The sequence below is a fragment of the Streptomyces alanosinicus genome, from assembly GCF_014650595.1.
Lineage (GTDB): Bacteria > Actinomycetota > Actinomycetes > Streptomycetales > Streptomycetaceae > Streptomyces > Streptomyces alanosinicus.
In genome coordinates, this window is the sequence record NZ_BMVG01000007.1 from 326,537 (window position 1) to 353,350 (window position 26,814).

At 72.0% G+C, this 26,814-nt stretch carries 22 protein-coding genes; 16 read left to right on the forward strand and 6 right to left on the reverse strand.

Annotation, left to right across the window (positions count from 1 at the left end):
- Positions 1 to 63 precede the first annotated feature (63 nt).
- Entirely contained in the window at positions 64 to 462 is a 399-nt protein-coding gene (locus tag IE277_RS18665; protein ID WP_189953813.1) for a helix-turn-helix transcriptional regulator, read from the reverse strand.
- A gap of 139 nt (positions 463 to 601) precedes the next feature.
- Here IE277_RS18665 and IE277_RS18670 point away from each other — a divergent pair, with 139 nt between their 5' ends.
- Together IE277_RS18670 and IE277_RS18675 are read left to right on the forward strand one after the other, a co-directional pair.
- Entirely contained in the window at positions 602 to 1,756 is a 1,155-nt protein-coding gene (locus tag IE277_RS18670) for an inorganic phosphate transporter (RefSeq protein WP_189953815.1), read from the forward strand.
- Between the two features lie 18 nt (positions 1,757 to 1,774).
- Entirely contained in the window at positions 1,775 to 1,999 is a 225-nt protein-coding gene (locus IE277_RS18675; RefSeq protein WP_189953817.1) for a hypothetical protein, read from the forward strand.
- Between the two features lie 274 nt (positions 2,000 to 2,273).
- On the opposite strand, the gene sodN is transcribed toward IE277_RS18675, so the two are convergent.
- The gene (gene sodN, locus IE277_RS18680) at positions 2,274 to 2,669 is read right to left on the reverse strand and encodes a superoxide dismutase, Ni (RefSeq protein WP_004983535.1); all 396 of its coding nucleotides are present in this window, start codon (positions 2,667 to 2,669) and stop codon (positions 2,274 to 2,276) included.
- Between the two features lie 144 nt (positions 2,670 to 2,813).
- Between sodN and sodX the strand changes: the two genes are divergently transcribed.
- The gene (sodX, locus tag IE277_RS18685) at positions 2,814 to 3,248 is read left to right on the forward strand and encodes a nickel-type superoxide dismutase maturation protease (RefSeq protein ID WP_189953820.1); all 435 of its coding nucleotides are present in this window, start codon (positions 2,814 to 2,816) and stop codon (positions 3,246 to 3,248) included.
- Here the strand turns inward: sodX and IE277_RS18690 are convergent.
- Positions 3,152 to 3,781: a CGNR zinc finger domain-containing protein gene (locus IE277_RS18690; RefSeq protein WP_189953822.1), complete on the reverse strand. Its 630-nt coding sequence runs from the start codon at positions 3,779 to 3,781 to the stop codon at positions 3,152 to 3,154. The two genes, sodX and IE277_RS18690, sit on opposite strands and share 97 nt — an antisense overlap.
- A 100-nt stretch (positions 3,782 to 3,881) precedes the next feature.
- Between IE277_RS18690 and IE277_RS18695 the strand changes: the two genes are divergently transcribed.
- From IE277_RS18695 to IE277_RS18715, 5 genes are all read left to right on the forward strand, one after another.
- Positions 3,882 to 4,640 (forward strand): class I SAM-dependent methyltransferase, encoded by a 759-nt coding sequence (locus IE277_RS18695; protein WP_189953823.1) that lies wholly within the window; start codon positions 3,882 to 3,884, stop codon positions 4,638 to 4,640.
- A 638-nt stretch (positions 4,641 to 5,278) separates the two neighbouring features.
- Positions 5,279 to 6,502, forward strand: a complete 1,224-nt coding sequence (locus IE277_RS18700; RefSeq protein WP_189953825.1) for an NAD(P)-dependent malic enzyme — start codon at positions 5,279 to 5,281, stop codon at positions 6,500 to 6,502.
- A 187-nt stretch (positions 6,503 to 6,689) separates the two neighbouring features.
- On the forward strand, positions 6,690 to 7,655 hold the full coding sequence (locus tag IE277_RS18705) for a zinc-binding dehydrogenase (RefSeq protein WP_189953827.1): 966 nt from the start codon (positions 6,690 to 6,692) through the stop codon (positions 7,653 to 7,655).
- Positions 7,656 to 7,721: 66 nt separating this feature from the next.
- Positions 7,722 to 7,931 carry a helix-turn-helix domain-containing protein gene (locus IE277_RS18710; RefSeq protein WP_189953829.1) on the forward strand — a complete coding sequence of 70 codons (210 nt, stop codon included), beginning with the start codon at positions 7,722 to 7,724 and terminating at the stop codon, positions 7,929 to 7,931.
- Positions 7,931 to 8,503: a Clp protease N-terminal domain-containing protein gene (locus IE277_RS18715; RefSeq protein ID WP_189953831.1), complete on the forward strand. Its 573-nt coding sequence runs from the start codon at positions 7,931 to 7,933 to the stop codon at positions 8,501 to 8,503. Before IE277_RS18710 ends, IE277_RS18715 begins: the two co-directional genes overlap by 1 nt.
- A gap of 365 nt (positions 8,504 to 8,868) precedes the next feature.
- On the opposite strand, the gene IE277_RS18720 is transcribed toward IE277_RS18715, so the two are convergent.
- Positions 8,869 to 9,945, reverse strand: coding sequence for a PadR family transcriptional regulator (locus IE277_RS18720; protein ID WP_189953834.1), 1,077 nt, complete (start codon positions 9,943 to 9,945; stop codon positions 8,869 to 8,871).
- Position 9,946: 1 nt separating this feature from the next.
- Positions 9,947 to 11,077: a DUF4097 family beta strand repeat-containing protein gene (locus IE277_RS18725; protein WP_189953837.1), complete on the reverse strand. Its 1,131-nt coding sequence runs from the start codon at positions 11,075 to 11,077 to the stop codon at positions 9,947 to 9,949.
- Positions 11,078 to 11,255: 178 nt separating this feature from the next.
- On the opposite strand from IE277_RS18725, the gene IE277_RS18730 reads away from it, so the two are divergent.
- From IE277_RS18730 to fxsT, 8 genes are all read left to right on the forward strand, one after another.
- A complete protein-coding gene (locus IE277_RS18730) occupies positions 11,256 to 11,435 on the forward strand; it encodes a DUF6104 family protein (RefSeq protein ID WP_003992906.1) in 180 nt (59 codons plus the stop codon).
- A 129-nt stretch (positions 11,436 to 11,564) separates the two neighbouring features.
- Complete coding sequence (locus tag IE277_RS18735; RefSeq protein ID WP_189953839.1) at positions 11,565 to 11,921, forward strand: CU044_2847 family protein; 357 nt, start codon at positions 11,565 to 11,567, stop codon at positions 11,919 to 11,921.
- Positions 11,918 to 13,867, forward strand: a complete 1,950-nt coding sequence (locus IE277_RS18740; protein WP_189953841.1) for a VMAP-C domain-containing protein — start codon at positions 11,918 to 11,920, stop codon at positions 13,865 to 13,867. The genes IE277_RS18735 and IE277_RS18740 overlap by 4 nt, the downstream gene beginning before the upstream one ends.
- A 136-nt stretch (positions 13,868 to 14,003) precedes the next feature.
- Positions 14,004 to 15,002, forward strand: coding sequence for an AAA family ATPase (locus IE277_RS18745; protein WP_189953842.1), 999 nt, complete (start codon positions 14,004 to 14,006; stop codon positions 15,000 to 15,002).
- A gap of 3 nt (positions 15,003 to 15,005) precedes the next feature.
- Positions 15,006 to 18,248, forward strand: a complete 3,243-nt coding sequence (locus IE277_RS18750) for an SAV_2336 N-terminal domain-related protein (protein WP_189953843.1) — start codon at positions 15,006 to 15,008, stop codon at positions 18,246 to 18,248.
- Positions 18,245 to 18,394 (forward strand): hypothetical protein, encoded by a 150-nt coding sequence (locus IE277_RS18755; RefSeq protein ID WP_189953844.1) that lies wholly within the window; start codon positions 18,245 to 18,247, stop codon positions 18,392 to 18,394. Before IE277_RS18750 ends, IE277_RS18755 begins: the two co-directional genes overlap by 4 nt.
- The gene (locus IE277_RS18760) at positions 18,391 to 19,599 is read left to right on the forward strand and encodes an FxsB family cyclophane-forming radical SAM/SPASM peptide maturase (protein ID WP_189953845.1); all 1,209 of its coding nucleotides are present in this window, start codon (positions 18,391 to 18,393) and stop codon (positions 19,597 to 19,599) included. The genes IE277_RS18755 and IE277_RS18760 overlap by 4 nt, the downstream gene beginning before the upstream one ends.
- Positions 19,600 to 19,701: 102 nt before the next feature.
- On the forward strand, positions 19,702 to 22,662 hold the full coding sequence (gene fxsT, locus IE277_RS18765; protein WP_189953846.1) for an FxSxx-COOH system tetratricopeptide repeat protein: 2,961 nt from the start codon (positions 19,702 to 19,704) through the stop codon (positions 22,660 to 22,662).
- Positions 22,663 to 22,746: 84 nt separating this feature from the next.
- On the opposite strand, the gene IE277_RS18770 is transcribed toward fxsT, so the two are convergent.
- Entirely contained in the window at positions 22,747 to 26,562 is a 3,816-nt protein-coding gene (locus IE277_RS18770; RefSeq protein ID WP_189953847.1) for a multifunctional oxoglutarate decarboxylase/oxoglutarate dehydrogenase thiamine pyrophosphate-binding subunit/dihydrolipoyllysine-residue succinyltransferase subunit, read from the reverse strand.
- Positions 26,563 to 26,814: the final 252 nt, after the last annotated feature.

Genomic DNA, 26,814 nt, shown 5'->3' on the forward strand with positions numbered 1-26,814 from the left:
GGCGTGGCCGGGTGCGACGCGGGGGTCAGTACGGCCGGCGGCGCGGGCGGGGTGACGCCGGGGTCAGTACGGCCGGCGGCGCGGGCGGGTGAACGTACGGGCCACACAGGACGGGATCACGGCGCTCTCCTTGTGGTCACGGGCCCGGTAGGCGCTCGGCGTCTCGCCGACCAGCTCGGTGAAGCGGGAGCTGAAGGAACCCAGTGACGTACACCCCACGGCGAGGCACACCTCGGTCACGGTGAGGTCGCCGCGGCGCAGCAGCGCCTTGGCCCGCTCGATCCTGCGTGTCATCAGATAGCTGTACGGCGTCTCACCGAAGGCCTTGCGGAAGCTGCGCTGGAAGTGGCCCGGCGACATATGGGCACCGCGGGCCAGCTCGGTCATGTCGAGCGGCTCGGCGTACTCACGGTCCATGCGGTCGCGCACACGCCGCAGCCGTCTGAGGTCCTCCAGGGTCACGTGCACAGCCTGGCACACGGCACTGACATCCCGGGATGCCACGTTTCCGCACAGGAAAACACAACAGGGTCCCCCATCTTCGACACTCCGTTTGCCTTCAGTTCGCCGCCCATTGGCCAGCCCTTGCTTGCCTTGGGGAATGGACCACATCACGTTCCTCGTGGCGGTCGTCATCGTCACGGCACTGGCGTTCGACTTCACGAACGGGTTCCACGACACCGCGAACGCAATGGCGACATCCATCGCCACCGGCGCGCTCAAGCCGCGCACCGCGGTTCTGGTCAGCGGAATCCTCAACATCGTCGGCGCCTTTCTGTCCACCGAGGTGGCCAAGACGATCTCCGGCGGAATCGTGGACGACACACGCGTCAGCCCAGCGATGATCTTCGCCGGGCTGGTCGGGGCGATCCTGTGGAATCTGGTGACCTGGCTCGCCGGGCTGCCCTCCAGTTCCTCCCACGCCCTCTTCGGCGGTCTGATCGGCGCCGTCTGGGTCGGTGCGGGCTCGCACGGTGTGCACTTCGACAAGGTTGCCGAAAAGGTGCTGATCCCGGCCGTGGCCTCGCCGGTCGTGGCCGGCGTGGCCGCCCTGGTCGCCACCTACCTGGCCTACAAGCTCAGCGCCCGCGCCCGCCAGGACTCGGTGACCAAGGGCTTCCGCCTCGGCCAGATCGCCTCCGCCTCCCTCGTCTCCCTCGCGCACGGCACCAACGACGCGCAGAAGACCATGGGTGTCATCACGCTGACGCTGATCTCGGCGGGCGCGCTCGGCCATGACGCCGGCCCGCCGGTGTGGGTGATCGGCGCGGCGGGCGTCGCCATCGGTCTCGGTACCTACCTGGGCGGCTGGCGGATCATCCGCACCATGGGCAAGGGGCTGGCCGAGATCCAGTCACCGCAGGGCTTCGCCGCCGAGACGGCTTCCACGACCGTGATCCTCACCTCGGCTCACCTGGGCTTCGCGCTGTCCACGACCCAGGTCGCCTCGGGCAGCATCCTCGGCGCCGGTCTCGGCCGTCGGCTCGCGGAGGTCCGCTGGGGCGTCGCCGGCCGGATGGTGCTGGCCTGGCTGATCACCCTGCCGTCCGCCGCGCTGGTCGGCGGCCTCGCGGCGAGCGTGGTCAAGCACGGCGGCAATGCCGGTACGGCGGTCATCGCCCTGGTCGCCCTGGCCCTCGCCGCCGTCATCGTCGCCGCGTCCCGCCGTAACCCGGTGCGCGCCGACAACGTCAACGACCACCACGAGGTCAACCTCCGCAACCCGGCCCCGACGAACGTCGGCACAGCCGCCTGACCCTCCCGGGAGCCCCTCATGCATGTCGACTGGTCCGCCCTCGGCAAGGTCGCCGCGGTCAGCCTCGGCGTCACGGTCGCCGTGGTCGTCGTCTTCACCTTCGGTGTCCTCGGCCTGTCCCGGGCCGAGGCCGACGGCTCCGGATCCGCGCCCGCGGGCCGTGCCCAGGCCGCCCTGTGCTTCCTCGCCTGCGCGGCGGTGGTGGCGTACGGGATCTATCTGATCGTGCCTCAGTTCCACTGACCCCGGCGGCGCGTCAAGCGCAGCAGCAGGGGCCCGGCCGGCGAGACCGGCCGGGCCCCTTTTTGCGGGCGGCAGCGTGGTGAACCCGCTGTGGCTCTTCGCCCCGGACGCGCGGACCCTGCCGTGGCCCTCGTCCCCGGAGGCGGCCGTCCTTCAGCAGAAAACACCGCACCCGGACCGTCACGGCCGCCAGGCTCGGCGGCCCGCGGTCCGGGTGCGGGCGACAAACACCTGCGAGTGAAGAAACCCGCAGGTCAGAAGGCGTAAGAGAAGGTCAGGCCTTCTTGGTCTCCCAGAAGATCTTGTCGATCTGGGCGATGTAGTCCAGAGCCTTCTGGCCGGTCGCCGGGTCGGTGGACGCCTTGGCGGCCGAGAGGGCCTTCAGGGTGTCGTTGACCAGCTGGTGCAGCTCCGGGTACTTCTCGAAGTGCGGGGGCTTGAAGTAGTCGCTCCAGAGCACGGAGACGTGGTGCTTGGCGAGCTCCGCGCGCTGCTCCTTGATGACGGTGGCGCGTGCCTGGAAGTGGGGGTCGTCGTTACCGGCCATCTTCTCCTGGACGGCCTTCACCGACTCCGCCTCGATGCGGGCCTGGGCCGGGTCGTACACGCCGCAGGGCAGGTCGCAGTGGGCGCTGACCTTGACCTTGGGGGCAAACAGGCGGGAAAGCATGGAGCATTCCTTCCTCGTGATCGTCTTCTCAGGTGCGACATTACTCCCTGAGGAAGGCGATTTCTCGGGTGCCCCCTAGGGCTTAGGACAAAAGTCCAGGGTCAGACTGAGACTGGTGGAGGAACGGACCGGGGAGGTGCCGGGATGCCGGAGCTGTCGCAGGAGACCGAGCGGGGGAGGGCCGTGGCGCCGTTCGGGCTGGCCGAGGTGACGGGCCCGTCGATGGTGCCCACGCTCCATCACGGGGACCGGCTGCTGCTGCAGTACGGCGCCACCGTCCGGCCGGGGGACGTCGTGGTCCTGCGCCATCCGTTCCAGCAGGATCTGCTGGTCGTCAAGCGTGCCGTGGAGCGGCGCGACGGCGGCTGGTGGGTGCTCGGGGACAACCCGTACGCCGGCGGGGACAGCACGGACTACGGGGTCGTGCCGGACGAACTGGTGCTGGGCAAGGCCCGCTTTCGGTACCGGCCGCTGCCCGCCGGTCAGCGTTCGCCGCTCACACTGGTGCGCTGGGCGCTCTCGGCCGCGAGGCCGCTGCTGCCCGACCGGTCGGCCTCCAGGCGCTTGCGGGCCCGGTAGGCGGCCACGTTGGCGCGGGTCGCGCAGCGGTCGGAGCAGTAGCGCCGGGAGCGGTTGGTGGAGGTGTCGAGATAGGCGTTGCGGCACGGCGCGGCCTCGCACAGGCCGAGGCGGTCGACGCCGTACTCGGTGAGGTGGAAGGCCAGGCCCATGGCCGCGATGGCCGCGTAGCCGGCGGTGGCGTTGGAGGGGTGGTCGGCCAGATGCATGTGCCACAGCGGGCGGCCGTCCTCGTCGCGGAAGTCGTGGCCGGAGATCTGCGGCGACACCGGGAACTCCAGCAGCAGTGAGTTCAGCAGGTCCACGGCCAGGGTCTCGTCGCCCTTGTCGGCGGCCTCGAAGACCGCGCGCAGCCTGCCCCGTACCGAGCGGAAGCGGGTGACATCGGCGTCGGTGGTGCGCCGGGCCGCGGTGGAGTTGGCGCCGAAGAGGTCGCGGACGGCCTCGACCGAGGTGAGTGAGTCCTTGCCCCGGGCCGGTTCCTCGCTGTTGACGAGACGTACGGCGTAGTCCGAGTAATAGGCCAGTTCCACTTGTAGTCCTTACGGGGGCGCTTTATGGTCGTGTCTGCGGTCGGGTAACAGCCGGTCGTGCTTCCAGGGTATTACGCATCATGAGGGGAGTCGGCGTTCCATGACCACGAGTACCGGAACGGACTGGGCGGCCTGGCAGGAGAGCTGGGACCGGCAGCAGGAGTGGTACATGCCGGACCGCGAGGAGCGGTTCCGGATCATGCTCGACATGGTCGAGGCGCTCGTGGGGACCGCCCCGCGCGTCCTCGACCTCGCCTGTGGCACCGGCAGCATCACCGACCGCCTGCTGCGCCGCTTCCCGCGGGCCACCAGTACCGGCGTCGACCTCGACCCGGCCCTGCTCGCCATCGCGCGCGGCACCTTCGAGGGCGACGACCGCGTCTCCTTCGTCACCGCCGACCTCAAGGATCCCGACTGGCGGGCGGGGCTGCCGTACGACTCCTACGACTGTGTCCTGACCGCGACGGCCCTGCACTGGCTGCACAGCGAACCCCTCGCGGCCCTCTACGGTCAGGTCGCGGAGCTGGTCCGCGACGGCGGTGTCTTCATGAACGCGGACCACATGATCGACGACAGCACGCCCCGGATCAACGCGGCCGAACGCGCGTGGCGGCACGCGCGCATGGATCAGGCCAAGCGCGAGGGCGCCCTGGACTGGGCCGAATGGTGGCAGGTCGCGGCCGAGGACCCGGTACTCGCCGGGCCCACCGCCCGCCGCTTCGAGATCTACGGCGAGCACGCGGACGGCGACACGCCCTCGGCGGACTGGCATGCGCGCACTCTGCTGGCGCACGGGTTCGGCGAGGCGCGGGCGGTGTGGGCGTCGCCGTCGGACACGTTGCTGCTGGCCCTGAAGTGAGCGACCTGAAGTGAGCGACCTGAATCGAGCGACCTGAAGTGAGCGAAAGGGGCGGTACGGAAGAGCCGTACCGCCCCTTTCCGTGTGAGCGCCGGCGTGTGAGCGTCAGAGGGCCTTCGGCAGGGAACGGCCGCGTCCGCTCGTGCCGCTGCGACCTCGGGGGTTTACCGCATCTTGCCATTCGGGCTCGCCGTTCAGGGGACCCGCTATGCCAAAATCGCATGACGGGCGACCCCCGAACCGCATCAGGTCGGCATCCTTGGTCCAGCATCACCGAACCATCTACGGGAATCCGGTCTTCCGGCCGGAGAACCTTCGGCCCGTCTCGCGATGCGGTCACCGTGAACATCCGTGGACCAGCGCCTTCATGTGCCCGGCGCGGTTGTCAGCGGCGCGTCACCTCGCCGTGGCTTTCCGGTTCCCCGGTGTGACCTTGCACCTAATGGACTCGTCGTGGGCACCGTCCGTCCGGTAAGAAGGTTCTTTACACCCCTCATCCGGGGCTCAGGGCGCGTGTGCGGCGCGCCCGTCGCGTATGTGCTCGTCCGTATCACCCATCGGGCCGTACGCGGTGCCCGCCCACCCCTCACCAGGAGTGGTCGACCCTCAAACCATGCATAGCTAAGGGGTAAGACAAAGTGGCAGCGGAGATCGTCAATCCTCGCAGCGACAGCGATACGGACCAGGAGGGCGGGGGCGAGCCCCTCGATTCCTTCGATCCGGCGTTCGCGCTGCACCGCGGCGGCAAGATGGCCGTGCAGGCCACCGTGCCGGTCCGCGACAAGGACGACCTTTCCCTCGCGTACACGCCCGGCGTCGCGCGCGTGTGCACCGCGATCGCGGAGCAGCCGGAGCTGGTCAACGACTACACGTGGAAGTCCAACGTGGTCGCCGTCGTGACCGACGGTACGGCCGTGCTCGGGCTCGGGGACATCGGTCCCCAGGCCTCCCTCCCCGTCATGGAGGGCAAAGCGATCCTGTTCAAGCAGTTCGGTGGCGTCGACGCGGTTCCGATCGCGCTCGACTGCACCGAGGTGGACGACATCGTCGAGACCGTCGTCCGGCTCGCCCCGTCCTTCGGCGGAGTGAACCTGGAGGACATCTCGGCGCCCCGGTGCTTCGAGATCGAGCGCCGGCTGCAGGAGCGCCTGGACATCCCGGTCTTCCACGACGACCAGCACGGTACGGCCGTCGTGACGCTCGCGGCGCTGCGGAACGCGGCGCGGCTCAGCGGCCGGGAGATCGGGCAGCTGCGGGCCGTCATCTCGGGCGCCGGCGCGGCCGGTGTCGCCATCGCCAAGATGCTGGTCGAGGCCGGCATCGGGGACGTGGCCCTGACGGACCGCAAGGGCGTCATCTCCGCCGGCCGGGAGGACCTCACCCCGGTCAAGCGGGAGGTGGCCGGCTTCACCAACAAGGCGGGCATCGCCGGCACGCTGGAGGACGCCCTCGCGGGCGCCGACGTCTTCATCGGCGTCTCCGGCGGTACGGTCCCCGAGGAGGCCGTGGCCTCCATGGCGGAGGGTGCCTTCGTGTTCGCGATGGCCAACCCGAACCCCGAGGTGCACCCGGACGTCGCCCACAAGTACGCGGCGGTCGTCGCGACCGGTCGGTCCGACTTCCCGAACCAGATCAACAACGTGCTGGCGTTCCCGGGCATCTTCGCGGGTGCGCTGCAGGTGCGGGCCTCCCGGATCACCGAGGGGATGAAGATCGCCGCGGCGGAGGCGCTGGCCGGGGTCGTCGGGGACGACCTCGCCGCCGACTATGTGATTCCGTCGCCGTTCGACGAGCGGGTGGCTCCTGCGGTCACGGCCGCGGTTGCGGCTGCCGCGCGGGCCGAAGGGGTTGCGCGCCGGTAGCGTGAATGGCCCCGCCTGCTGAGGCGGGGCCATTGCTTTTCCCCTCACCCGCCCGACCCGGGCGTTGAAGGTGCCCTTGAGGGGCGCCTGTGGCGGGCTGTGCCGCATGGGTGCACCCGCGCAAGAGGGCATGTGTCACAGGGCCCTGTAGTTCCGTCGGCTGACCCGCGCACCTATCGTCGGGCCCATGTTCGCTGTCTACGCCGCCCGAATCGACCGCGACCAGCCGCTCACCGGCCTTGAGTTGGGGGAGCGACCGGCTCCCGAGGCCCGTCCCGGCTGGAGCACCATCGACGTACGGGCCGCCTCCCTCAACCACCATGACCTCTGGTCCCTGCGCGGCGTCGGCCTCCCCGAGGACCGGCTGCCGATGATCCTCGGCTGCGACGCCGCCGGCATCGACGAGGACGGCAACGAGGTCGTCCTGCACTCCGTCATCGGCCAGAGCGGCCATGGCGTCGGCCCGGACGAGCCGCGCTCCATCCTCACCGAGCGCTACCAGGGCACCTTCGCCGAGCAGGTCGCCGTGCCGACCTGGAACGTGCTGCCCAAGCCCAGGGAGCTGTCCTTCGCCGAGGCCGCCTGTCTGCCGACGGCCTGGCTGACGGCGTACCGGATGCTGTTCACCAACGCCGGGGTACGGCCCGGGGACTCGGTCCTTGTGCAGGGCGCGGGCGGCGGGGTCGCCACGGCCGCGATCGTGCTCGGCAAGGCGGCGGGACTCCGGGTCTTCGCCACCAGCCGGGACGAGGCGAAGCGCAAGCGGGCCCTGGAGCTGGGGGCCGTGGAGGCCGTGGAGTCCGGGGCGCGGCTGCCACAGCGGGTCGACGCCGTCATCGAGACCGTGGGCGCGGCCACCTGGTCCCACTCGGTGAAGTCACTGCGACCGGGCGGCACGATCGTCATCTCCGGCGCCACCAGCGGGGACCGGCCCTCGCACGCCGAGCTGACCCGGATCTTCTTCCTGGAGCTGAAGGTCGTCGGCTCGACGATGGGCACCAAGGACGAGCTGGAGGATCTGCTCTCCTTCTGCGCCGCGACCGGGGTACGGCCCGTCATCGACGAGGAGCTGCCCCTGGACCGGGCCCGTGAGGGCTTCGAACGGCTCGCGGCCGGGGAACAGTTCGGGAAGATCGTGCTCACCAACGCCTGAGGTCTTCACACCTCCCTCGTGTCAACCATGGTTGACACGAGGGAGGTGTCAACGTAGGTTGACATCATGACCGATGCAACCGATCTGGCCCAGCGGGCCGGCGACCGCGATCCGCGGGTCGGGCTGCGGGCCGTGGCCGCGCTGCGCAGGCTGCTGGAGCAGCTGGAGGCGGTACAGGTGCGCAGCGCGCGCAATCAGGGCTGGTCGTGGCAGGAGATCGCCGCGGAACTGGGTGTCAGCAGGCAGGCCGTGCACAAGAAGTACGGGAGGCAGTGATGTTCGAACGCTTCACCAAGGATGCGCGCGAGGTCGTGCAGGGCGCGGTAATGGACTGCCGACGCGCCGGGGTCCGGACCGTCGACGCCGAGCATCTGCTGCTCGCCCTTCTGGAGCACGAGGGCGGCCGCGCCTCCTTCGCCCTGGCCGCGCTCGGGCTCGCGGAGCACCGGGAGTCGGTGCGGCGGGCGTTGTCCCGGGCGCGGCGGCAGGCCGGGCTGACCCGGGCCGAGACGGACGCGCTGGCGGGCCTGGGTATCGATGTGCCGGAGATCGTGGCGCGGGTGGAGGAGGCGCACGGCGTCGGAGCGATGTCCGGTGAGCGGAAGGACGGAATCCGGCGGTCGGGTCGCCGGCCGAGCTTCGGCCAGGGTGCGAAGGACGTGCTGGAGAAGTCCCTGCGGGTCGCCCTCGCCCAGCGCGACCGGCATATCGGCGACGAGCATCTGCTGCTGGCGCTCACCGTGCTGCCAGGCGTGCCGGCCGAGGCGCTCGCCGACCATGGGGTGACGTACGAGTCGGTGACGCGGGTGCTGTACGCAGACGCCGGGGAGGACCGGAAGGCCGGTTGACTGGAAGGCCGGTTGACCGGCAGCCCGGCAAGCATCCAGACGGACCGGCGTTGTGCGGGCGACGCTGTCGTACGGCCGACGCTGTCGTACGGGCGACGCTGTCGTACGGTCAGCGCCGTCGTACGGGCGATGCCCGACCGGCGCCGCCAGGCCGACGGCCAATCGCCACCGCCCCACCGCCCCGCCGCTCCCGCCCACCCGACCTCCGCCACCTCCTTGCCCGGCCTTCGGTGCCGGGAGGTCGGATCCCGGCGCACCCTCGGCACCGATCGTCCGTCCCCCCCGCCCACACCTCTCCAGCCGGGCCCCGGCCTCGGCCCCGGCCCGGGCTCCGAGCCTCCGGCCGGACCCGGCCGGAGGCTCGGTCAGACCTTCGGGGAGCGCAGGAGGGCGCCGATATGGGCCGCTGCCGTCGACAGATGGCGGCGGGTGTCGCGGAGCTGGTCCTGGGTGACTCCGTGGTCGCGGGCCGCGTCGCGGATGTCGTCGCGGAAGCGGTCCAGGAGGCGGTCCAGGTCCCGGCTCGGGTCGCCGGTGAAGTCCTCGTGCGCCCAGGAGGGTTCGTACTCGGCCGGGAAGTCCTCGGCGGGGGAGACGTAGTGCGGGGCCGTGGCCGGGGCGGGGGCGGCGGCCGTGGGCGGGGCGGTGGGCTCGGCGGCTCGCTCGGGGGCCGGCTCCTCCGGAGTGCGGGTGGAGCTCCAGGTCCTGCCGAAGTCGCCCAGCTCCCTGGCCAGCTCGGACAGGCCCTCGCGGACGCCCGTGGGCCAGTCGCCCTGCGTGAAGTGGTCCTGGACGCGGTCCTGGACCTGACGGGCGATGCGCTGCATCTCCTCCTGTGCCTGGGCCCGCGCCCGCGCCTGCGCCTCCTGGGCCTGATGGCGGGCCCGCTGGGCCTCCTCGCGGGCCCGGCGGCTCTCGTCCTTGGCGCGGCGGGCCTGTTCCTTCCACTCCTGCTTGACCCGGCGCATCTCCTCCTTGGCGGCCCGCCAGGACTCCTTGTCCGTGAAGTCGCCGTACTCCCCGGCGGGGCCCGCCGCGCCGGTCCTGGTGCTCCGGCGGGCCTCGGAGGCCGCCTCGCGCATCTCCCGGCGCAGATCGCCGGCCGCGCCGCGCACATCGGCCCTGATCTCGGCGGCCAGTTCCGCGACCGACTCGCGGATCTCCAGCTCCAGATCGGCCAACTCGCCACTGCGATCGGCCAGTTCGGCCCGGCCCGCGTCCGTGATGGCGTACACCTTGCGGCCGCCCTCCGTGGTGTGCGTGACCAGGCCCTCCGCCTCCAGCTTGGCCAGACGGGGGTAGACCGTGCCCGCCGAGGGGGCGTACAGCCCCTGGAAGCGTTCCTCAAGGAGCCTGATCACCTCGTAGCCATGGCGCGGGGCCTCGTCGAGCAGCTTGAGCAGATACAGGCGGAGGCGCCCGTGGGCGAAGACGGGGGGCATGTCAGAGCACCTTCTTTTCGGTCGTACCGTCGGCCGGGGCGTCGGTGGTGTCGGAGGTGCCGGCGCCCTGGTCGGAGACGGAATTGTCTCCCGGGGCGGCCGGTGCGTCGGCCGCGGGGGCGGTGCCGGGAGCCTGCGGGGGCGCGGAGGCCTCGAAGGAGGAGCCAGAAGAGCCAGAAGAGCCAGAAGGGCCAGAAGGGCCAGAAGAGCCAGAAGGGCCAGAAGGGCCGGAAGAGCCGGAGGTGCCGGAGGTGCCGGAGGGGTCGGTGGATGCTGCGGGGGAGGGCGCGGAGGGCTTGGTGTCCCAGGGGGTGTCCGGCTCGTCCTCGCGCGGTGGGCGGCGCAGCAGGGCGATCGAGCCGGAGACCGTGGTGGCGCGGAGCCGGCCCGTGCCCGCGCCGAGCCGGCCGGTGATCTTGTGGGCGCCCCACTGGCCGTGCACCCGCAGGCCGTCGAAGGCGTTGGAGATCGTGCCGCTCGCGGTGTTCGCCTCCACCTCGGCGTCCGCCGGGTGGGGCAGGCGGATGGCGATCTCGCCGGAGACGCTGGTGAGGCCGACCTCGGTGGGGCCGTCCGGGTCCAGGTCCACGATCATGGAGCCGCTGACGGAGTCGGCGCGGACGGAGCGGCCGGAGCCCTCCACCACCGTCAGGTCGCCCGAGACCGACTTGAACCGCAGGTCGCCGGTGACCGCCTGGGCCTCCACGTTTCCCGACACGGTGTCCGCGGTGACCGGGCCCGAGACACCGACCAGGGTGGTGTCGCCGGTCACGCCCTTGATCACCGCGGGGCCGTCGATGCCGGAGACGACCGCGGTGGCGCCGACCACGCCCACCTCCACGCGGGTGTCGGCCGGGACCGCCAGGGAGACGACGGCGCTGCGCTGCCAGCCCTTGCGGTCGAGCCACTTGAGGAAGCCCTTCCAGGGCAGGTCGTCGTAGGCCACGGTGAGGGTGTCGCCGTTCTGGGTGACCATCAGGGGCGGGCCTTGGATCTCCGTGACTTCGAGGCGGGCGGAACCTTCGTCCGTGCCCACCACGTTGACCGTTCCGTTGACGATGCGGACCTGGAGGTCGCTCACACGGGTGTCGAAGGTCAGTTTCTGGGGCTCGGTGACGGACCACTCGGACATGGGGACTCCTCGGCCAGGCGCACGATCGGGACACGTCATATCGCGTCCTCCGAGAAACACGATATATCGTGGCCTCCGGAAGTCAAGCCGCCTTTTCGTGTGAACAAGCCGCCCCTTCGTGTACAGAGGGACACGGCCTACCCTGGGGTGATAGATCCGTCCCCATCAGGAGTGAGCGTTGTACTTCACCGACCGTGGCATCGAGGAACTGGAGAAGCGGCGCGGCGAGGAGGAGGTCACCTTCGAGTGGCTCGCCGAGCAGCTGCGGACGTTCGTCGATCTCAATCCGGACTTCGAGGTGCCGGTGGAGCGGCTGGCGACCTGGCTGGCGCGGCTGGACGACGAGGACGACGAGTAGGCCGGGCGCGCAGTGACGAGTGGGCCGGGCGCATGGTCCCGGAACCGGCGTGGGTATTAGCCTCGTCATGTGCAAGTGGGCGCCGTCCAGGGCCGGTTGACCTGGCGGCTCGGCTCTACGGGGGGCGTAATGAGTCATATCCAGGACATCGAGATGCCGGACGGCACGGTGGTCACCGCCCGGATCGGCGCGGGGATGGCCTACGACGACCAGGAGGACGTCGGCTTCACCGAGGCCGCCGTGGCCAAGGTCGAACAGCTCCAGGAACTGATCAGGGCCGTCGGCGGCACCGTCCTCGACGCCGCCCGCGCGGCCAGGCCGCACGAGGCGTCGATCAGCTTCGGCGTGGAACTGACCGCCAAGGAGGGCCTGGCCGTCGCCGTGCTCGCGCGCGGGGAGGCCAAGGCGTCCCTGGAGGTCACCCTCACCTGGCAGTTCGACCGGGGTACCGCGGGGGAGGGCGAGGGGAGAGCGGACGGCGCATGAGCGAGCGCGATGACCGTCTCTTCGACCTCGTCCGGGCCGCCACCGTCCATCTGCTTCCCGCCGGAGGGAAAGACGGCCCCTTATGGGGCAGCGGCTTCTTCGTGGCGCCCGGCTGGGTGCTCACCGCCGCCCATGTGCTGCGCCCGCACCTCGCGGCGGACCACACCACCGCCCTGCGGGTGCGCGGCGAGGGCGTCGACGCCGAGGCCCGTCTCGCGCGGTGGCTGCTCACCGACCCGCGCAACCCGACGGTGCCGCTGGCCGAGGACCTGGCCCTGGTCCGGCTGACCGACGAGCACCCGCACGAATGCGTGTGGCTCACCGACCGGGCCGCCCGCCACTCCGGCGCCCTCAAGGCCTGCGGCTACTACCCCGGCCCGCCCGAGGCCCGCTTCCGCATCGTGGACGCCGAGATCAACGGCCACGAGGACACGTACGGGCTCATCATCAAGCCCGACATCGACTTCCCGAGCGGTATGTCGGGCGGCCCGCTGCTCGACCCCGGCACGGGGGCCGTCGTCGGGCTGATCAAGTCCCGGCGCAAGGAGAAGGACGGCGGCAAGGGGGTGGCGATCGCCGCGCTGCGCCGGTTCGGGGAGATGTACCGCGAGGTCATGACCGCCCACGACCGCTGGCACGGCGAGGAACCCGTCTCGGAGACCGGGGACAACTGGATCGACCTCCAGTGCGGCCCGGCGGCCGACCCGGGCGCGCTCTGGACGCCCCGCGACCGCCGCACGGCCTTCGCCCTGCTCGCCGCGCTGCCGCAGCCGCCCGACGAGCCCACCGTCAAGCTGATCGCCAAGGAGGCCCGCAGCGGCAACCAGTGGCCCGGCGGCACACCCGAACTGCGCACCTGGCGCGACGGCCACGGTCTGCTCTACGAAGGCACCACCCCGCTCGACCCGCTCGCCTTCCTGCGCTACCTCGGACTCGTCGAGGCCCACACCCGCGCCCGGAACGCCGCCACCCCTCTGCTCACCGGCTGGATCCGGGAGCGCCTGCGCCGCGACACCCGCCGCTATCTGCACGCCTACGCCCGCGACATCACCCTTCCCGACGAACTGAAGCCGCCCCCGCAGGACCACGGCCCCGAGCGCGTCGTGATCTCCTACCCCGGCCCGGGCGAGGGCCCCGTCGTGGCCCTGCTGCTCGATCCGGTGATCGGCGCACAGCCCGTCCGGTTCTTCTGGCAGATCTGGTACGACGACGGGGACGGCCTGCCCGAGGTGCACGACACGGACTCCTCGGTGCACGGATACCGGCCCGACGAACTCGTCCAGGCACTCCGTGTCCCGCTGGGCGGACTGCTGGAGTCCAAGGACCGCGAGGGCAACCCCGTACCCCTCGAAGTCGCGCTGCCCGCCGAGCACCTGGACACCGCCGTGCACCGCTGGCGGTTCGCGGACATCGCCGCGCTGTACGACCCCGGGCACCTCGGCGCGCGCCGTCGGCTGGTGCTGCGCGCCCTGGAGCGCCGGGGAGATCCGGACAGCCTCTGGCACGAGCGCTGGCAGGAGATGGCGGCCGGGCGCCGCTTCCAGGGCTGGCGGATGCCTCCGTCCGGCGCCGTGGACCCGTCCGGCTACCGCGCCGCCGGACGCGACCGCATCCCCGTGATGTGCCGCCCGGCCGGACAGGGGCCCGGGCGGGTCGCCATGACGCACGCACTGCACAGCGGGCATGCCGTCGCCCTGTGGCACATCGGCCCGCACCCCGAGCGCGGCGCCTGCCTGCCGGAGTGCGACACACTGCACGCGCGCGTGGAGAAGTTCCTCGAAACGCTCGGCTCGCTGGCCGAACTCCCCGACCGGCTGCGGCTCGTCCGCCAGGACATCAGCGAACAGCACCCCGAGAGCACCTGGGCCGAACCGCTCGCGCTGCTCTACGACGACCCGCGCCGGCCCCTGCCGGGCGAGGAGACCGACCCGGTGGACGCACCGTGAGCACCCCCGAAGGCTGGCCGAAATCTCCCGTGTACCACGGCTGCTGCGGGTATGTTTCCAGGGGCCCATTGCGGGCGCACGACGCCCCCGTCAGTCACGACGTGCTCTACCACCGACCGTCGACGAGGAGCGCGGCATGAGCGAGTGGTTCATCTACCAGGGCATCGGGCAGCCGGATCCGGCCAGGATCGACGCGCTGCCGCAGCCGCCGCCCTGGCGGAAGTTCGACGCCCCGACCGTCGACTACGACATCCCGGAGCTCGACTCCGTCACCCACCGCAGACTCGGCGAGCGCACCGTCCCGCTGCCCGTGCAGGATCCCGACGCCCTCGAACTCGTCAACGCGGCCCTGTATCTGCGGCGCCCCCTGCTCGTCACCGGCGAGCCCGGCGTCGGCAAGTCCACCCTCGCCCACTCCGTCGCCTACGAACTCGGCCTCGGCCGCGTCCTGGAGTGGCCGGTCGTCAGCCGCAGCGAACTGCGCGACGGCCTCTACACCTACGACGCCATCGGCCGCCTCCAGGACGCCCAGCTCCCCGGCGAAGCCGCCGCCCAGGACATCGGCCGCTACATCAAGCTCGGTCCGCTCGGCACCGCGCTGCTCGCCGCCGACAAGCCCCGGGTGCTGCTCATCGACGAGCTGGACAAGAGCGACATCGACCTGCCGAACGACCTGCTCAACGTCCTGGAGGAGGGCCGCTTCGCCATCCCCGAGCTGGAGCGCATCGCCGACCGCACCCCCGAGGTGCGGGTCCTCACGGACGACGGCCGGCGGGTCACCGTGACGGGCGGCCAAGTCCGCTGCCGGGCCTTCCCGTTCGTCGTCATGACCAGCAACCGCGAGCGCGAGTTCCCCGCCGCCCTGCTGCGCCGCTGCATCCCGCTCGACCTCAAGGCCCCGCGCGACGGGCGCCTCGCCGCCCTCGTCCAGGCCCATTTCGGCCAGGGCTCCTACGACGCCAACCACGACCTCGTCGAACGGTTCACCCAGGCCGGGGCGGACGGCGCGCTGCGCCCCACCGACCAGCTCCTCAACGCCATCTTCCTCGCCCAGCACGCCGCCCGCGAGGCCGGTCAGCGCCGCGAGGAGATCTCGGAGCTGCTGATGCAGCCCCTCGACAGAGGACCGCGCTAGCCCATGACCTCCCGCGCCCCCGGTGGTCCGACGAGCGGCGTGAGCCCGGTGCTCACGGCGCTGGTCGCGCGTATGCGGGACGCGGGGATCGCCCCCGGGGTGGAGGAGCTGGCGGACGCGCTGTGGCTGGCCCGCTGGCTCCCGGCGCCCGAGGGACAGGCCGCCCGGCCCGATCCCGCTCCCCCGAACGGCCCGGAACCGCCCGGCGGCCCCGGTGTGCCGCCCGTGCGCCCGCCGCGGTCCCTCCCCCCGCCCGCCGGGGACGACGAGCCCTCGATCCCCGACCACGCCCGCCTGTTCGTTCCCGGCTCGGGCGGCGCGGGCGCCGACACCCGGATGACCCCGGTCCGCGTCCCGGCCGCCCCCGCCCTGCCCGAACCCCTCGCCCTGCAACGCGGGTTACGGCCCCTGCAGCGCTACCGCGCGCCCGTACGACCGGTTCCGCGCACCCTCGACGAGCAGGCCACCGCCGAACGGGCCGCCGAGTCCGGGCTCGTCCTGCCCGTCCTGCGCACCGACCGGCGCCGCGAGGCCCGGCTGCTGCTCCTGATGGACGTCTCCACCTCGACGGTCGTCTGGCAGCAGGCACTCGACGAACTGCGCCAGGTCTGCGCCCGCGCCGGCGCCTTCCGCGAGGTGCAGGTGCGCTATCTGCACGAGACACCCGGCGGACTGCCCGGCTGCGCCGCCGGCCCGGAGCCGGGCGCCCCGCTCTCCGCACCCGAGCAGCTCAGCGATCCGACGGGGCGGCGCGTCACGCTGGTCCTCAGCGACTGCGCCGGGCCGATGTGGCGCAGCGGCCGGGTACAGCGGCTGCTGCACCGCTGGGCGGCCACCGCGCCCGTGGCCGTCGTACAGCCGTTGCCGCAGCGGATGTGGCTGCGGACCCATCTGCCCGCGCGGCGCGGGCTGTTGCGGCGGCGCGAGGGGCCCGCCGGGTCGCTGGGGTTCCTGCCCGACCGGGGTCCGGCCCCGGCCGGGGCGCTGCCGGTGCCCGTGCTGGCCCTGCGCCGGGAGTCGGTGGAGGGCTGGGCGCGCCTGGTGTCCGGCGCCACGGGGCAGTCGCTGGCCGCCGCGGCCGGGTGGGTGCGGGCCGATCATCCGGCGTCCGGGGCGCCCGTGCGGGCGGCGCAGGAGCGCAGCGGCGAGGAGCGCGTACGGGCGTTCTGGCGGCAGGCGTCCTCCGAGGCGCGGCGGCTCGCGGTGTATCTGTCGGCGGTGCCGCTGTATCTGCCGGTGATGCAGCTGGTCCAGCACGCGATGCTCGCCGGGAGCGGACCGGACGTCCTGTCCGAGGTGCTGCTGAGCGGGCTGCTGCGGCGCCGCGAGGACACGGACGACCCACGGGCCGTTCGGTACGACTTCCTGCCGCAGGTCGCCTCCGCGCTGCGGTCGCGGCTGACGGTCGACGAGGTGGAGCTGCTGCTCAAGCACTGCTCCGAGTACGTGGAGCGCAAGTTCGGGCGCAGCGCGCGGAACTTCCCCGCGCTCGCGGGAGCGTTCCTGCGGGGCGCGGTGCCGCCCGACCCGGAGCCGCTGCCGGCTCCGGGGGAGCGCGAACCGGCCGGGCTGCGGGCGTTCGCCGAGGTGTCGGCGGAGGTGCTGCGGGATCTGGGGGCGCGGCTGCCGGCGGTGGCGCCGGCGCCGGGGCAGGGCGGCGCGGAACTGCTGGAGCAGGGACGGCAGGCGCTCGCGCGGTTCAACGGGGAGGGGCTCACCCGGGAACTCGATGCCGCGGTGGCGTGTCTGCGGCAGTCGGTGGTGGCGGCGCGCTCGGAGAGCGAACGGGCCGCGGCACGTGAGGAGTTGGCGAGCGCGCTGCTCACCCGGTGGCGCGTGCGCCGGGTGGGGGAGGACCTGCGGGAGGCCTGGGAGGCGATCGACCAGCGGGCCGTCACGGCGCACGGGCGGCTCATACGGGGGCTGGTGTGCTGGGCTCAGGCGCAGGAGCTGCGGGAGAGCGGGATCGACTTCGACGGGATCCCGCAGACCCTGCGCGCGTGGGCCGGGCGTGAGCCGGGCCGGGCGGCGGAACAGGCGCTGGCCGTGCTGCTGTACCTGGCCGACGACAGCCTCGGCGCGGTCCTGGCCGACGACGACACGGGGGCGGGGGCCGAGGACCGCAGAAGGACGGCCGCCGAGGCGCTGACCGGAGTGCGGCGGTCGCTGGTGGATACGGGGCCCCACGACCCGGACTGGCGCGTGCTGCAGCTGCACCGCGCGGTCGACGCGGCGGGTGTGTGGCTGGAGCTGTCCGGCTCCGCGCTCGCCCTGGCCGCCCGGGGCCGGCTCTGGCTCGATCTGGCGCGGCAGCACGACGAGCACTCCGTGGTCGCCGCCGACGCGGCGGCGAGCGCCGCCGAGGACCTCATGGAGGCGGTCCGGGACGACACCGTCCTGCCGGCCGTCGAGCGCTGCCGGATCTGGCTGGACGTGGCGGCAGCCGTCGAGATCCCGCAGCCCGAACGCGAGGAGAGTCTGCTGGTGTACGCGGTGGAGCAGGCCCGCCGGGCCGCGGGAGACGACACGGAGCTGGGGTCCGCGTGCCTGGTGCGGGCCGGCCGGATCCACCGCGACCGCTACGACCGGTCCGGGAGGCCGGCCCAGCTGGACCGCGCAGTCGACGCCTGGGAACAGGCCGCGCAGCTGCTCGGCGAGGACGACGACCGGCGCCCCGGGGTGCTGACCGATCTCGGCCTGGCCCGGTATGCCCGGTTCGGCCGGCTGGGACGGGCCGAGGACATCCACGGGAGCGTCGATCACCTGCGCCAGGCGGTCGAGGACTCCCCGCCGGGCGATCCCGACCTCCCCGCGCGTCGCCGGCACCTCGGACGCGCCTACTGCAGGCGCTACCTCCTGACCGGTGTGCTGACCGACCTGTATGAGGCCGACTGGCTGTTCGCCGAAGCCCTGCGCGGTTCCGAGGACCCGGGGTTCACCGCGCGGAACCTGATCAACCGTGCAGTCGTGGCCCGGCTCCTGTACGAGCGCGCCGGGGCGGTCGGGCAGCTGCACACGGCGATCGACCTCGCCGGCCGGGCCGTCGAGTCCGCCGAGGAGGCGGGTGACGACGAACTGGTGGCCGCGGCCCTGACGGAACGGGGCCGGACCCGAGAGCAGCTGGCCAGAGGCTACGAAGCCCGCACCGACTACGACCGTGCCCTGCGCCTCACGGACGACCACGACCGCGTACGGCTCCTCCGTCAGCTCATCTCCCGCCTGTCCTTCGAAACGGCCACCGAGTGACCCTTCCCGCCGACGACACCCGCACACCCCTCCCGGAGATCGCCCCGCCGGACCACACCGATCACCCGGTACTGGCCGCGATCCTCGCCGACCTCCGGGCCCGGGCGGGAGAGGTTGTCGTCGCCCAGTACGAGGACGCGCCATGAGGACCCATCCGGCATGGCCGTACGACAGCCTGGACACCCACGCCCACGAACCCGTTCCGTTCCGGCAGTTCGTGCTGAAGGTGCAGGGCCGCTGCAACCTCGACTGCACCTACTGCTACCTCTACCAGGGCCCCGACCACGGCTGGCGCGATCGCCCGCGGAGCACCTCCGCCCGCACCATGCACCGCACGGCACAGCGCATCGCCGAGCATGTCCGCACCCACCGCCTCGACGCCGTCCGCATCGAACTCCACGGCGGCGAACCCCTCCTCCTGGGCCCCGGCCCGGTCCTCGCCTACGCCGAAGCCGTACGGGAGGCCGTCCGTGAGGCCGCCGGCTGCCAGGTCACCGCCACGGTCCAGACGAACGGCACCCGGCTGACGGACCGCACCCTCGACCGCCTCGCCGACGCCGGGATCCGCGTCGGCCTCAGCCTCGACGGCGGCCGCCCCGCGCACAACGCCCGCCGCGTCGACCACGCCGGCCGCCCCGCCTGGTCCGCCGCCCGCGCGGCCGCGCTACGGCTCGCCGAGCGCCCGGAGTCGTACGCCGGGATCCTCTGCACCATCGACGTGGCCGCCGATCCGCTCGATGTGTACCGCTCCCTGGTCCGACTGCGCCCGCCCGGCGTCGACTTCCTCCTCCCGCACGCCACCTGGGGCAGGCCGCCCCCGGGCCTCGACAGCCGCTCTCCGGGCCGGCACCGTCCCGCCCGCACTCCCTACGGCGACTGGCTCACCGCCGTCTTCGACGCCTGGTGGGACGAGAAGGACCCCCGGATCCGCACCCGGATCCGGCTGTTCCGGGAGATCGCCGCGCTCCTCCTCGGTGCCCCGAGCCGCGCCGAAGCCGTGGGGCTGTCCCCGCTGGCGGCCGTCGTCGTCGAGACGGACGGCGCCATCGAGCAGGTCGACGCGCTCAGGGCGGCGTACGAAGGGGCCTCCGAGACCGGGCTGAACGTCCACCGGCACTCCTTCGACCGGGCCCTGCGCCACCCCGGCGTGGCGGCACGCCAGCTGGGCGAGCGCGCGCTCGCCGACGAGTGTCTGGGCTGCCCCGTGGGGAAGGTGTGCGGCGGCGGGAACTATGTGCACCGGTACGCTCCGGGGACCGGCTTCCGGCATCCGAGTGTCTACTGCGCCGATCTGGAGCGGCTGGTCCGGCACATCGCACACCGACTGGAGCGCACGGCGCTGCCGTCCTGACCGGAAACCATGCTCAACTCGACACTACCGGAGTCGATCTGACGCACACTTGAATAACCTGTGCACACGCGTGACCAGGTTCATTCGAGGGGAAACGGCGAGATGACGGCGGAACTCGGACACGTCACGGTGGTGTTCGCCGGGCAGAGCGAGTCCTGGGCCAAGTGGATCGACCATCAGATCCGGGCCGTGGGACGAGGCTCCACGCTGGTCAGGTGGAACCCGCTGCGGCGGCCGCCGTCCGCGGAGGCCTTCGCCGACCTGCTGAGCGCGCCGGGACGCCTCCTGCTGGTGATAGACGACTGGTACGAGCGGCTCGGCACCGAACGCTTCGAGGCCTGGACCGAAGCCCTGCGGCAGGTGCTGCCCGCGTACCACGACCGGATCGCCGCGGTCAGCATCACCGCCCGGCCCATGCCGGAGGCCGTCATCGCCCTCGCCCCCGTCGAACTGCGCGGGCTGCGCCCGGAGATCGCCCGCAGCCGCGTCCTGGAGTGCGCGGGCATCCCGGCCCCGGGCACCCTGATCGACCTGCGCCGCGGACCCCGCTTCCCCGACGACCCGCCGGACGTGTGGCGGGTCCCGCGCCGCAACCGCCGCTTCATCGGGCGCACCGAACTGCTGGAGAAGCTCTACGGCGCCCTCTCCGCCGCCGGCTCCGACGGCGCCGTCGTGGCGCTGCTCGGTCCGGGCGGCTTCGGCAAGACCCAGCTGGCGCTGGAGTACGTCCACCGGTTCTCGGGCGAGTACGACATCGTGTGGTGGGTCAGCGCCGCCCAACGCGTCACCGCCCGCCAGCAGTTCGCCGATCTCGCGCCCGCGCTGGAGCTGCGGGACGCCGGCGACCTCGCGGCCACCATCACGGCCGTACGCCGGGAACTCGACCGCACCCAGCGGCCCTGGCTGCTCGTCCTCGACGGCGCCGGCGCCCCGGAGCGGCTGGCCGACCTGCTGCCCGAGGGACGCGGGCACGTCCTGATCACCACGCACCGCAGCGAGTGGGGCGCCCACGCCGAGAGCATCGCCGTGCCCGCCTTCGAGCGCGGCGAGAGCGTCGCCTTCGTCTCGCGGCGCACGGAGCGGCTCGACGAGACCCAGGCCGGGCGGCTCGCCGAGGCCGTGGAGGACATGCCGCTGCTGCTCGACCAGACGGCCGCCTGGCTGGACATCAACCTGACCGTGCCGGTCGACGAGTACATCCGGGACATCCGCGACGGCCGCCCGGACCGCTTCGGTGTGATGCCCTCCGGCCAGTACCCGGAGAGTTTCGAGGTCGCCTGGGCCAAGCTGGTCAACACCCTGCGCGAGGGCTCCGAGTCCGCCTGGCAGCTGCTCAACCTGCTGGTGTGCTTCTCGCACGACGTGGTGCCGGTACGGCTGCTGCAGTCGGCGCGGTCCGGCGATCTGCCCGCCGAACTGGCCGAGTTGATCACCGAGCCCAGCAGCTGGAACACCGCGCTGCGCCGGCTCTCGGAGATCACCTCCATGCGCATCGAGTACGAACCCGGCCCGCTGCTGGACACCCAGACCGTCGGCACCGTGCGCATGCACCGCCTCTTCCACCGCTTCGTCCGCTCCATCCAGTCACCCGCCGACGCCGAGCGCTATGCGGCGGCCGCCCGCAAGGTCCTCGTCTCCGCCGACCCGCGCGACTCCTCCTCGCCCGGCAGCTGGGCCCGCTACGCCCTGCTCATCCCGCAGCTGGAGCCGTCCGGCGCCCTGGAGTCGGCCGATGACGGCGCCCGGGACCTCGTCCTGAACTGCATCGAATACCTGCGGATGCGCGGCGAGTACCACGACGGCTGGTGGCTCAGCCGTACGGCGGTCACCCACTGGCAGGCCGCCTCCGGCGGTACCGACCGCTCGGTGCTGGTCGCCGCGCACCAGCTTGCCAACATGCTGCGCCGCCTCGGCCGGTACGAGGACGCGAAGACGGTCGGCCAGCAGATCCTCGAACGCCTCGAACGCGCCGAGCACGTCCGGCCCATCCAGCTCATCCGCGCCAAGGACGGCCTCGGCGGCACCCTCATGGCGCTGGGCCGGTACACCGAGGCCCGCGCCCTGTTCGAGGAGGCAGCCCGGGCCGCCGCCGCGGAGCTCGGCGGGGAGCAGGTGCCGCGCACCCTCACGATCCGCAGCAACCTCGCCGTCGCCCTCGGCCTCCAGGGCCGCTACGCCGAGTCGCTCACCCTGCACCGCAAGGTCTTCGAGGCCCGGCTGGACATCCTCGGCGGCCGCGACCCGCTCACGCTCAACTCCGCGCTGCACACCGCGTGGATGCTGCGGCTGCTCGGCAACTACCGGGAGGCGCTGGCCATCCAGGGCCACAACTCACGTGTGCACACCCAGGTGCTGGACCGCGCCCACGACCAGACCCTGCTCGCCGAGCACAACCTCGCCCTGTGCGCCCGCCGGGTCGGCGATCTGCAGTTCGCCCAGGCCATGCTGCGCGGGGTGCGGGAGAAGCTGATCCGCCGGCGCGGCCCGCTGCACCCGGAGACGCTGATGGTGTCCTGCGACTACGCGATGCTGCTGCGCGACCTGGAGCGCACCGAGGAGGCCCGGGACCTGGCCGAGGCCACCGCCACCCACTACGCCGCCCAGCTCGGGGAGCGCCACCCGTACGCGATCGGCGCGCGGGACAACGTGGCGACCGTCATGCGGGACCTGGGCGAGCACCGGCTGGCGCTGGAGCTGTCCCAGCAGTCCGCGCGGCAGATGCGGCGGGCCGTCGGCAAGGACCACCCCTGGGCCATCGGCTGCTCGAAGAACGAGATCGCCGCGCTGGCCGCCGTGGGAGAGACCGACGAGGCGGCGACGCTGGGCCGGGACACGGCCGAGCGGTCCGCGCGGGTCCTGGGCGAGGCCCATCTGCTCACCGTCAGCCTGCGGGCCGGCCTCGCCCTGGACCTGTCCGCGCTGGGGGAGCGGGCGGAATCCGCCACCCTGCGCCAGGACGCGACAACCCGCCTCACCTCACTCCTCGGCGCGGACCACCCGGACACGGCCCACATCCTGGAACGACACCGCCCGCACTGGGACTTCGAACCCCAGCCGATCTGATCGACCGACGGCACCGCGACCCCCGGGCAGGCGAAGGGCCCGGCACCGAGTATGTACTCGGCACCGGGCCCTCGGGTCTGAGGCTTACGCCTCGAAAACCTCTCGCACCAGCTGCTCCTGCTCGGCCTGGTGCCGCTTCGCGGAGCCCACCGCCGGGGACGAGCCGTGCGGACGCGAGATGCGGCGCAGCCGCTCGTCGTGCGGGACGTCCGCGCCGACCGCCAGGTCCAGGTGGTCGATCAGGTTGAGCGCGATGAACGGCCAGGCACCCTGGTTCGCCGGCTCCTCCTGCGCCCACAGGTACTTCTCGGCGTTCGGGTACTTCTTGATCTCCGCCTGGAGCTCGGCACCCGGCAGCGGGTACAGGCGCTCGAGGCGGATGATCGCGGTGTCCGTGATGCCGCGCTTGACCCGCTCGGCGTCCAGGTCGTAGTAGAGCTTGCCGGCCACGAAGACGACCTTGCGGACCGCGGTCGGGTCCACCGAGGCGTCGCCGATGACGGGACGGAACTGACCCGACGTGAACTCCTCCGTCTTCGACGCGGCGGCCTTCAGACGCAGCATCGACTTCGGGGTGAAGACCACCAGCGGCTTGTGGTGCGGGTTGTGCACCTGCCACCGCAGGAGGTGGAAGTAGTTCGACGGCAGGGTCGGCATGGCGACCGTCATGTTGTTCTGGGCGCAGAGCTGGAGGAACCGCTCGACACGGGCCGAGGAGTGGTCCGGGCCCTGGCCCTCGTAGCCGTGGGGGAGGAGCAGCGTGACACCGCTGGTCTGGCCCCACTTCTGCTCGGCGGCCGAGATGTACTCGTCGACCACCGTCTGCGCGCCGTTGACGAAGTCACCGAACTGCGCCTCCCACATCACGAGCGCGTCGGGCCGGGCCAGCGAGTAGCCGTACTCGAAGCCCATGACCGCGTACTCGGACAGCAGGGAGTTGTAGACGTTGTACCGCGACTGCTCCTCGGCGAGGTACTGCAGCGGGGTGTACTCCTCGCCCGTCTCGCGGTCGATGAGGACCGCGTGGCGCTGGCCGAAGGTGCCGCGCTGGGAGTCCTGGCCGGACAGCCGGACCGGGGTGCCCTCAAGCAGCAGGGAGCCCACGGCCAGCGTTTCGCCCATGCCCCAGTCGATCGTGCCGTCCTCGACCATCGTCGCCCGGCGCTGCAGCTGCGGCAGCAGACGCGGGTGCACGTGGAAGGTGTCCGGGATGTTGACCTGGGACTCGGCGATGCGCTTGACGACCTCCGAGGAGATCGCGGTGTTCACGGCGACCGGGAAGTCCGCCTGCGGGTCCGACACCGGGACGGCGCCCGGCTGGGCCGTGACGGCCTCGCGGACCTCCGTGAAGACCTTCTCCAGCTGCCCCTGGTAGTCCTGCAGGGCCTGCTCGGCCTCTTCCAGGGTGATGTCGCCGCGACCGATCAGGGACTCGGTGTAGAGCTTGCGCACCGAGCGCTTCTTGTCGATCAGGTCGTACATCAGCGGCTGGGTGAAGGCCGGGTTGTCCGACTCGTTGTGACCGCGACGGCGGTAGCAGATGAGGTCGATCACCACGTCCTTGTTGAACGCCTGGCGGAACTCGAAGGCGAGCCGCGCGACGCGGACCACGGCCTCCGGGTCGTCGCCGTTCACGTGGAAGATCGGGGCCTCGATCATGCGGGCCACGTCCGTCGCGTACATGGAGGAACGCGAGGACTCGGGGGCCGCGGTGAAGCCGACCTGGTTGTTGATGACGATGTGGACCGTGCCGCCGGTGCGGTAGCCGCGCAGCTGCGACATGTTCAGGGTCTCGGCCACCACGCCCTGGCCCGCGAAGGCCGCGTCGCCGTGGATCGCCACCGGCAGGACCGTGAAGTCCGTGCCGCCCTTGTTGATGATGTCCTGCTTGGCGCGGGCGATGCCCTCGATGACCGGGTCGACCGTCTCCAGGTGGGAGGGGTTCGCGGCCAGCGAGACCGTGATCTGCTCGCCGTCCAGGCCGGTGAAGGTGCCCTGGGCGCCCAGGTGGTACTTCACGTCGCCGGAGCCGTGCATCGACTTCGGGTCGAGGTTGCCCTCGAACTCGCGGAAGATCTGCGCGTACGACTTGCCGACGATGTTCGCCAGCACGTTCAGCCGGCCGCGGTGGGCCATGCCGATGACGACCTCGTCCAGCCGGGACTCGGCGGCGGAGTCGATGACCGCGTCCAGCAGCGGGATGACGGACTCGCCGCCCTCCAGCGAGAACCGCTTCTGGCCGACGTACTTCGTCTGCAGGAAGGTCTCGAAGGCCTCCGCCGCGTTCAGCCGGCGCAGGATCCGCAGCTGCTCCTCGCGCTCCATCTTGGAGTGCGGGCGCTCCACGCGGTCCTGGATCCACTTGCGCTGCTTGGGGTCCTGGATGTGCATGAACTCGATGCCGGTGGTGCGGCAGTACGAGTCGCGCAGCACGCCGAGGATGTCGCGCAGCTTCATCATCGACTTGCCGGCGAAGCCGCCGACGGCGAACTCGCGCTCCAGGTCCCACAGGGTGAGGCCGTGCTCGACGATGTCCAGGTCGGGGTGCTTGCGCTGCTTGTACTCCAGCGGGTCGGTGTCGGCCATGACGTGGCCGCGCACCCGGTAGGAGTGGATCAGCTCGAAGACACGGGCGGCCTTGGTGACGTCGTCGTCGTGGCTGGCGTCGATGTCCCTCAGCCAGCGGACCGGCTCGTAGGGGATGCGCAGGGCCTCGAAGATGTCGTCGTAGAAGCCGTTCTCGCCGAGCAGCAGGTTCGCCACGGCGCGCAGGAACTCGCCGGAGGCGGCGCCCTGGATCACCCGGTGGTCGTAGGTCGACGTGAGCGTCATGACCTTCGAGATGCCGAGCTTGTTCAGGGTGTCCTGGCTGGTGCCCTGGAACTCCGCCGGGTAGTCCATGGAGCCGACGCCCATGATCACGGACTGGCCGGGCATCAGACGCGGCACGGAGTGGACGGTGCCGAGGCCGCCGGGGTTGGTCAGGGAGACCGTGACACCGGTGAAGTCGTCCATCGTCAGCTTGCCGTCACGGGCGCGGCGGACGATGTCCTCGTAGGCCTGCCAGAACTCGAAGAAGTTCAGCGTCTCGGCCTTCTTGATGGCGGCCACGACGAGCTGGCGGTCGCCGTTGGGCTTCACCAGGTCGATGGCCAGGCCGAGGTTGATGTGCGGCGGCTTGACGAGGGTCGGCTTGCCGTCCTTCTCGCCGAACGCGTGGTTCATCGCCGGCATGGCCTTGATGGCCTGCACCATCGCGTACCCGATGAGGTGCGTGAAGGAGATCTTCCCGCCGCGGGCGCGCTTGAGGTGGTTGTTGATGACGATGCGGTTGTCGAACAGCAGCTTCACCGGGACCGCGCGGACCGAGGTGGCCGTCGGCAGCTCCAGGGAGGCGCTCATGTTCTTCGCGACCGCGGCGGCCGGGCCGCGCAGCGTGACCAGCTCCGGACCCGCGGGGGCCTCGGCGGCGGGGGCGGCCGCGGCGGGCTTGGCGGCCGCCGGCTTCGGCTGGGCGGGCGCCTGTGCGGGCTGCGCCGGCTTGGCCGGGGCCGGGGTGGCGGCCGGGGCGGGGGCCTTCGCGACCGGGGCCGCGGCGGCGGCCTGCGGGGCCGCGGCGGCCGGCTGGGCCGGGGCGGCCACGGGCTGCGCCTGCGGAGCCGTGGTGGTGGCTGCGGCCCCCGCGGCCGCAGTACCCGCCGCAGCCGGGGTGACAGGAGCACCCGGCTTGTAATCGGCGAAGAAGTCCCACCAGGCACGGTCTACCGAATTCGGGTCCTGGAGGTACTGCTGATAGATCTCGTCGACGAGCCACTCGTTCGGACCGAACGCGGCAGCGGGGTTCTTCCCGGCTTGGTCGTCGGTGGAGACGCTCGGGTTACTGGGGGACTGTGGCGACACGGCGGCAACCGCCCTCTTCCGCTTCACAAGGTGATGGACAGCGGGAATAAAGGCTACGCCTCCACAGCCGGGAAGGTCAGGTCGAGCAAGGTCATCGTCGCGTAAGTCACATCGAAAATCTTGTTTCAGGGCTTGATATGGCGGGAAACAAGCGTGGTTCCGCAGGTGGGAGGATGCACCGGCCCCGGCCCGCCGCGCCGTCCTTCCACGGATCGCGCGGACCTGCTCCTGATCACACGTGTCCAGCTGCGC

Coding starts and splice junctions, on each gene's coding strand:
- IE277_RS18705 (WP_189953827.1), top strand. CDS start 6,690: ATGTTCGCTGTCTACGCCGCCCGAATCGACCGCGACCAGCCGCTCACC.
- IE277_RS18740 (WP_189953841.1), top strand. CDS start 11,918: ATGAGCGAGCGCGATGACCGTCTCTTCGACCTCGTCCGGGCCGCCACC.
- sodX (WP_189953820.1), top strand. CDS start 2,814: ATGCCGGAGCTGTCGCAGGAGACCGAGCGGGGGAGGGCCGTGGCGCCG.
- IE277_RS18735 (WP_189953839.1), top strand. CDS start 11,565: ATGAGTCATATCCAGGACATCGAGATGCCGGACGGCACGGTGGTCACC.
- IE277_RS18725 (WP_189953837.1), bottom strand. CDS start 11,077: ATGTCCGAGTGGTCCGTCACCGAGCCCCAGAAACTGACCTTCGACACC.
- IE277_RS18750 (WP_189953843.1), top strand. CDS start 15,006: ATGACCTCCCGCGCCCCCGGTGGTCCGACGAGCGGCGTGAGCCCGGTG.
- IE277_RS18745 (WP_189953842.1), top strand. CDS start 14,004: ATGAGCGAGTGGTTCATCTACCAGGGCATCGGGCAGCCGGATCCGGCC.
- IE277_RS18695 (WP_189953823.1), top strand. CDS start 3,882: ATGACCACGAGTACCGGAACGGACTGGGCGGCCTGGCAGGAGAGCTGG.
- sodN (WP_004983535.1), bottom strand. CDS start 2,669: ATGCTTTCCCGCCTGTTTGCCCCCAAGGTCAAGGTCAGCGCCCACTGC.
- IE277_RS18715 (WP_189953831.1), top strand. CDS start 7,931: ATGTTCGAACGCTTCACCAAGGATGCGCGCGAGGTCGTGCAGGGCGCG.
- IE277_RS18710 (WP_189953829.1), top strand. CDS start 7,722: ATGACCGATGCAACCGATCTGGCCCAGCGGGCCGGCGACCGCGATCCG.
- fxsT (WP_189953846.1), top strand. CDS start 19,702: ATGACGGCGGAACTCGGACACGTCACGGTGGTGTTCGCCGGGCAGAGC.
- IE277_RS18675 (WP_189953817.1), top strand. CDS start 1,775: ATGCATGTCGACTGGTCCGCCCTCGGCAAGGTCGCCGCGGTCAGCCTC.
- IE277_RS18670 (WP_189953815.1), top strand. CDS start 602: ATGGACCACATCACGTTCCTCGTGGCGGTCGTCATCGTCACGGCACTG.
- IE277_RS18760 (WP_189953845.1), top strand. CDS start 18,391: ATGAGGACCCATCCGGCATGGCCGTACGACAGCCTGGACACCCACGCC.
- IE277_RS18720 (WP_189953834.1), bottom strand. CDS start 9,945: ATGCCCCCCGTCTTCGCCCACGGGCGCCTCCGCCTGTATCTGCTCAAG.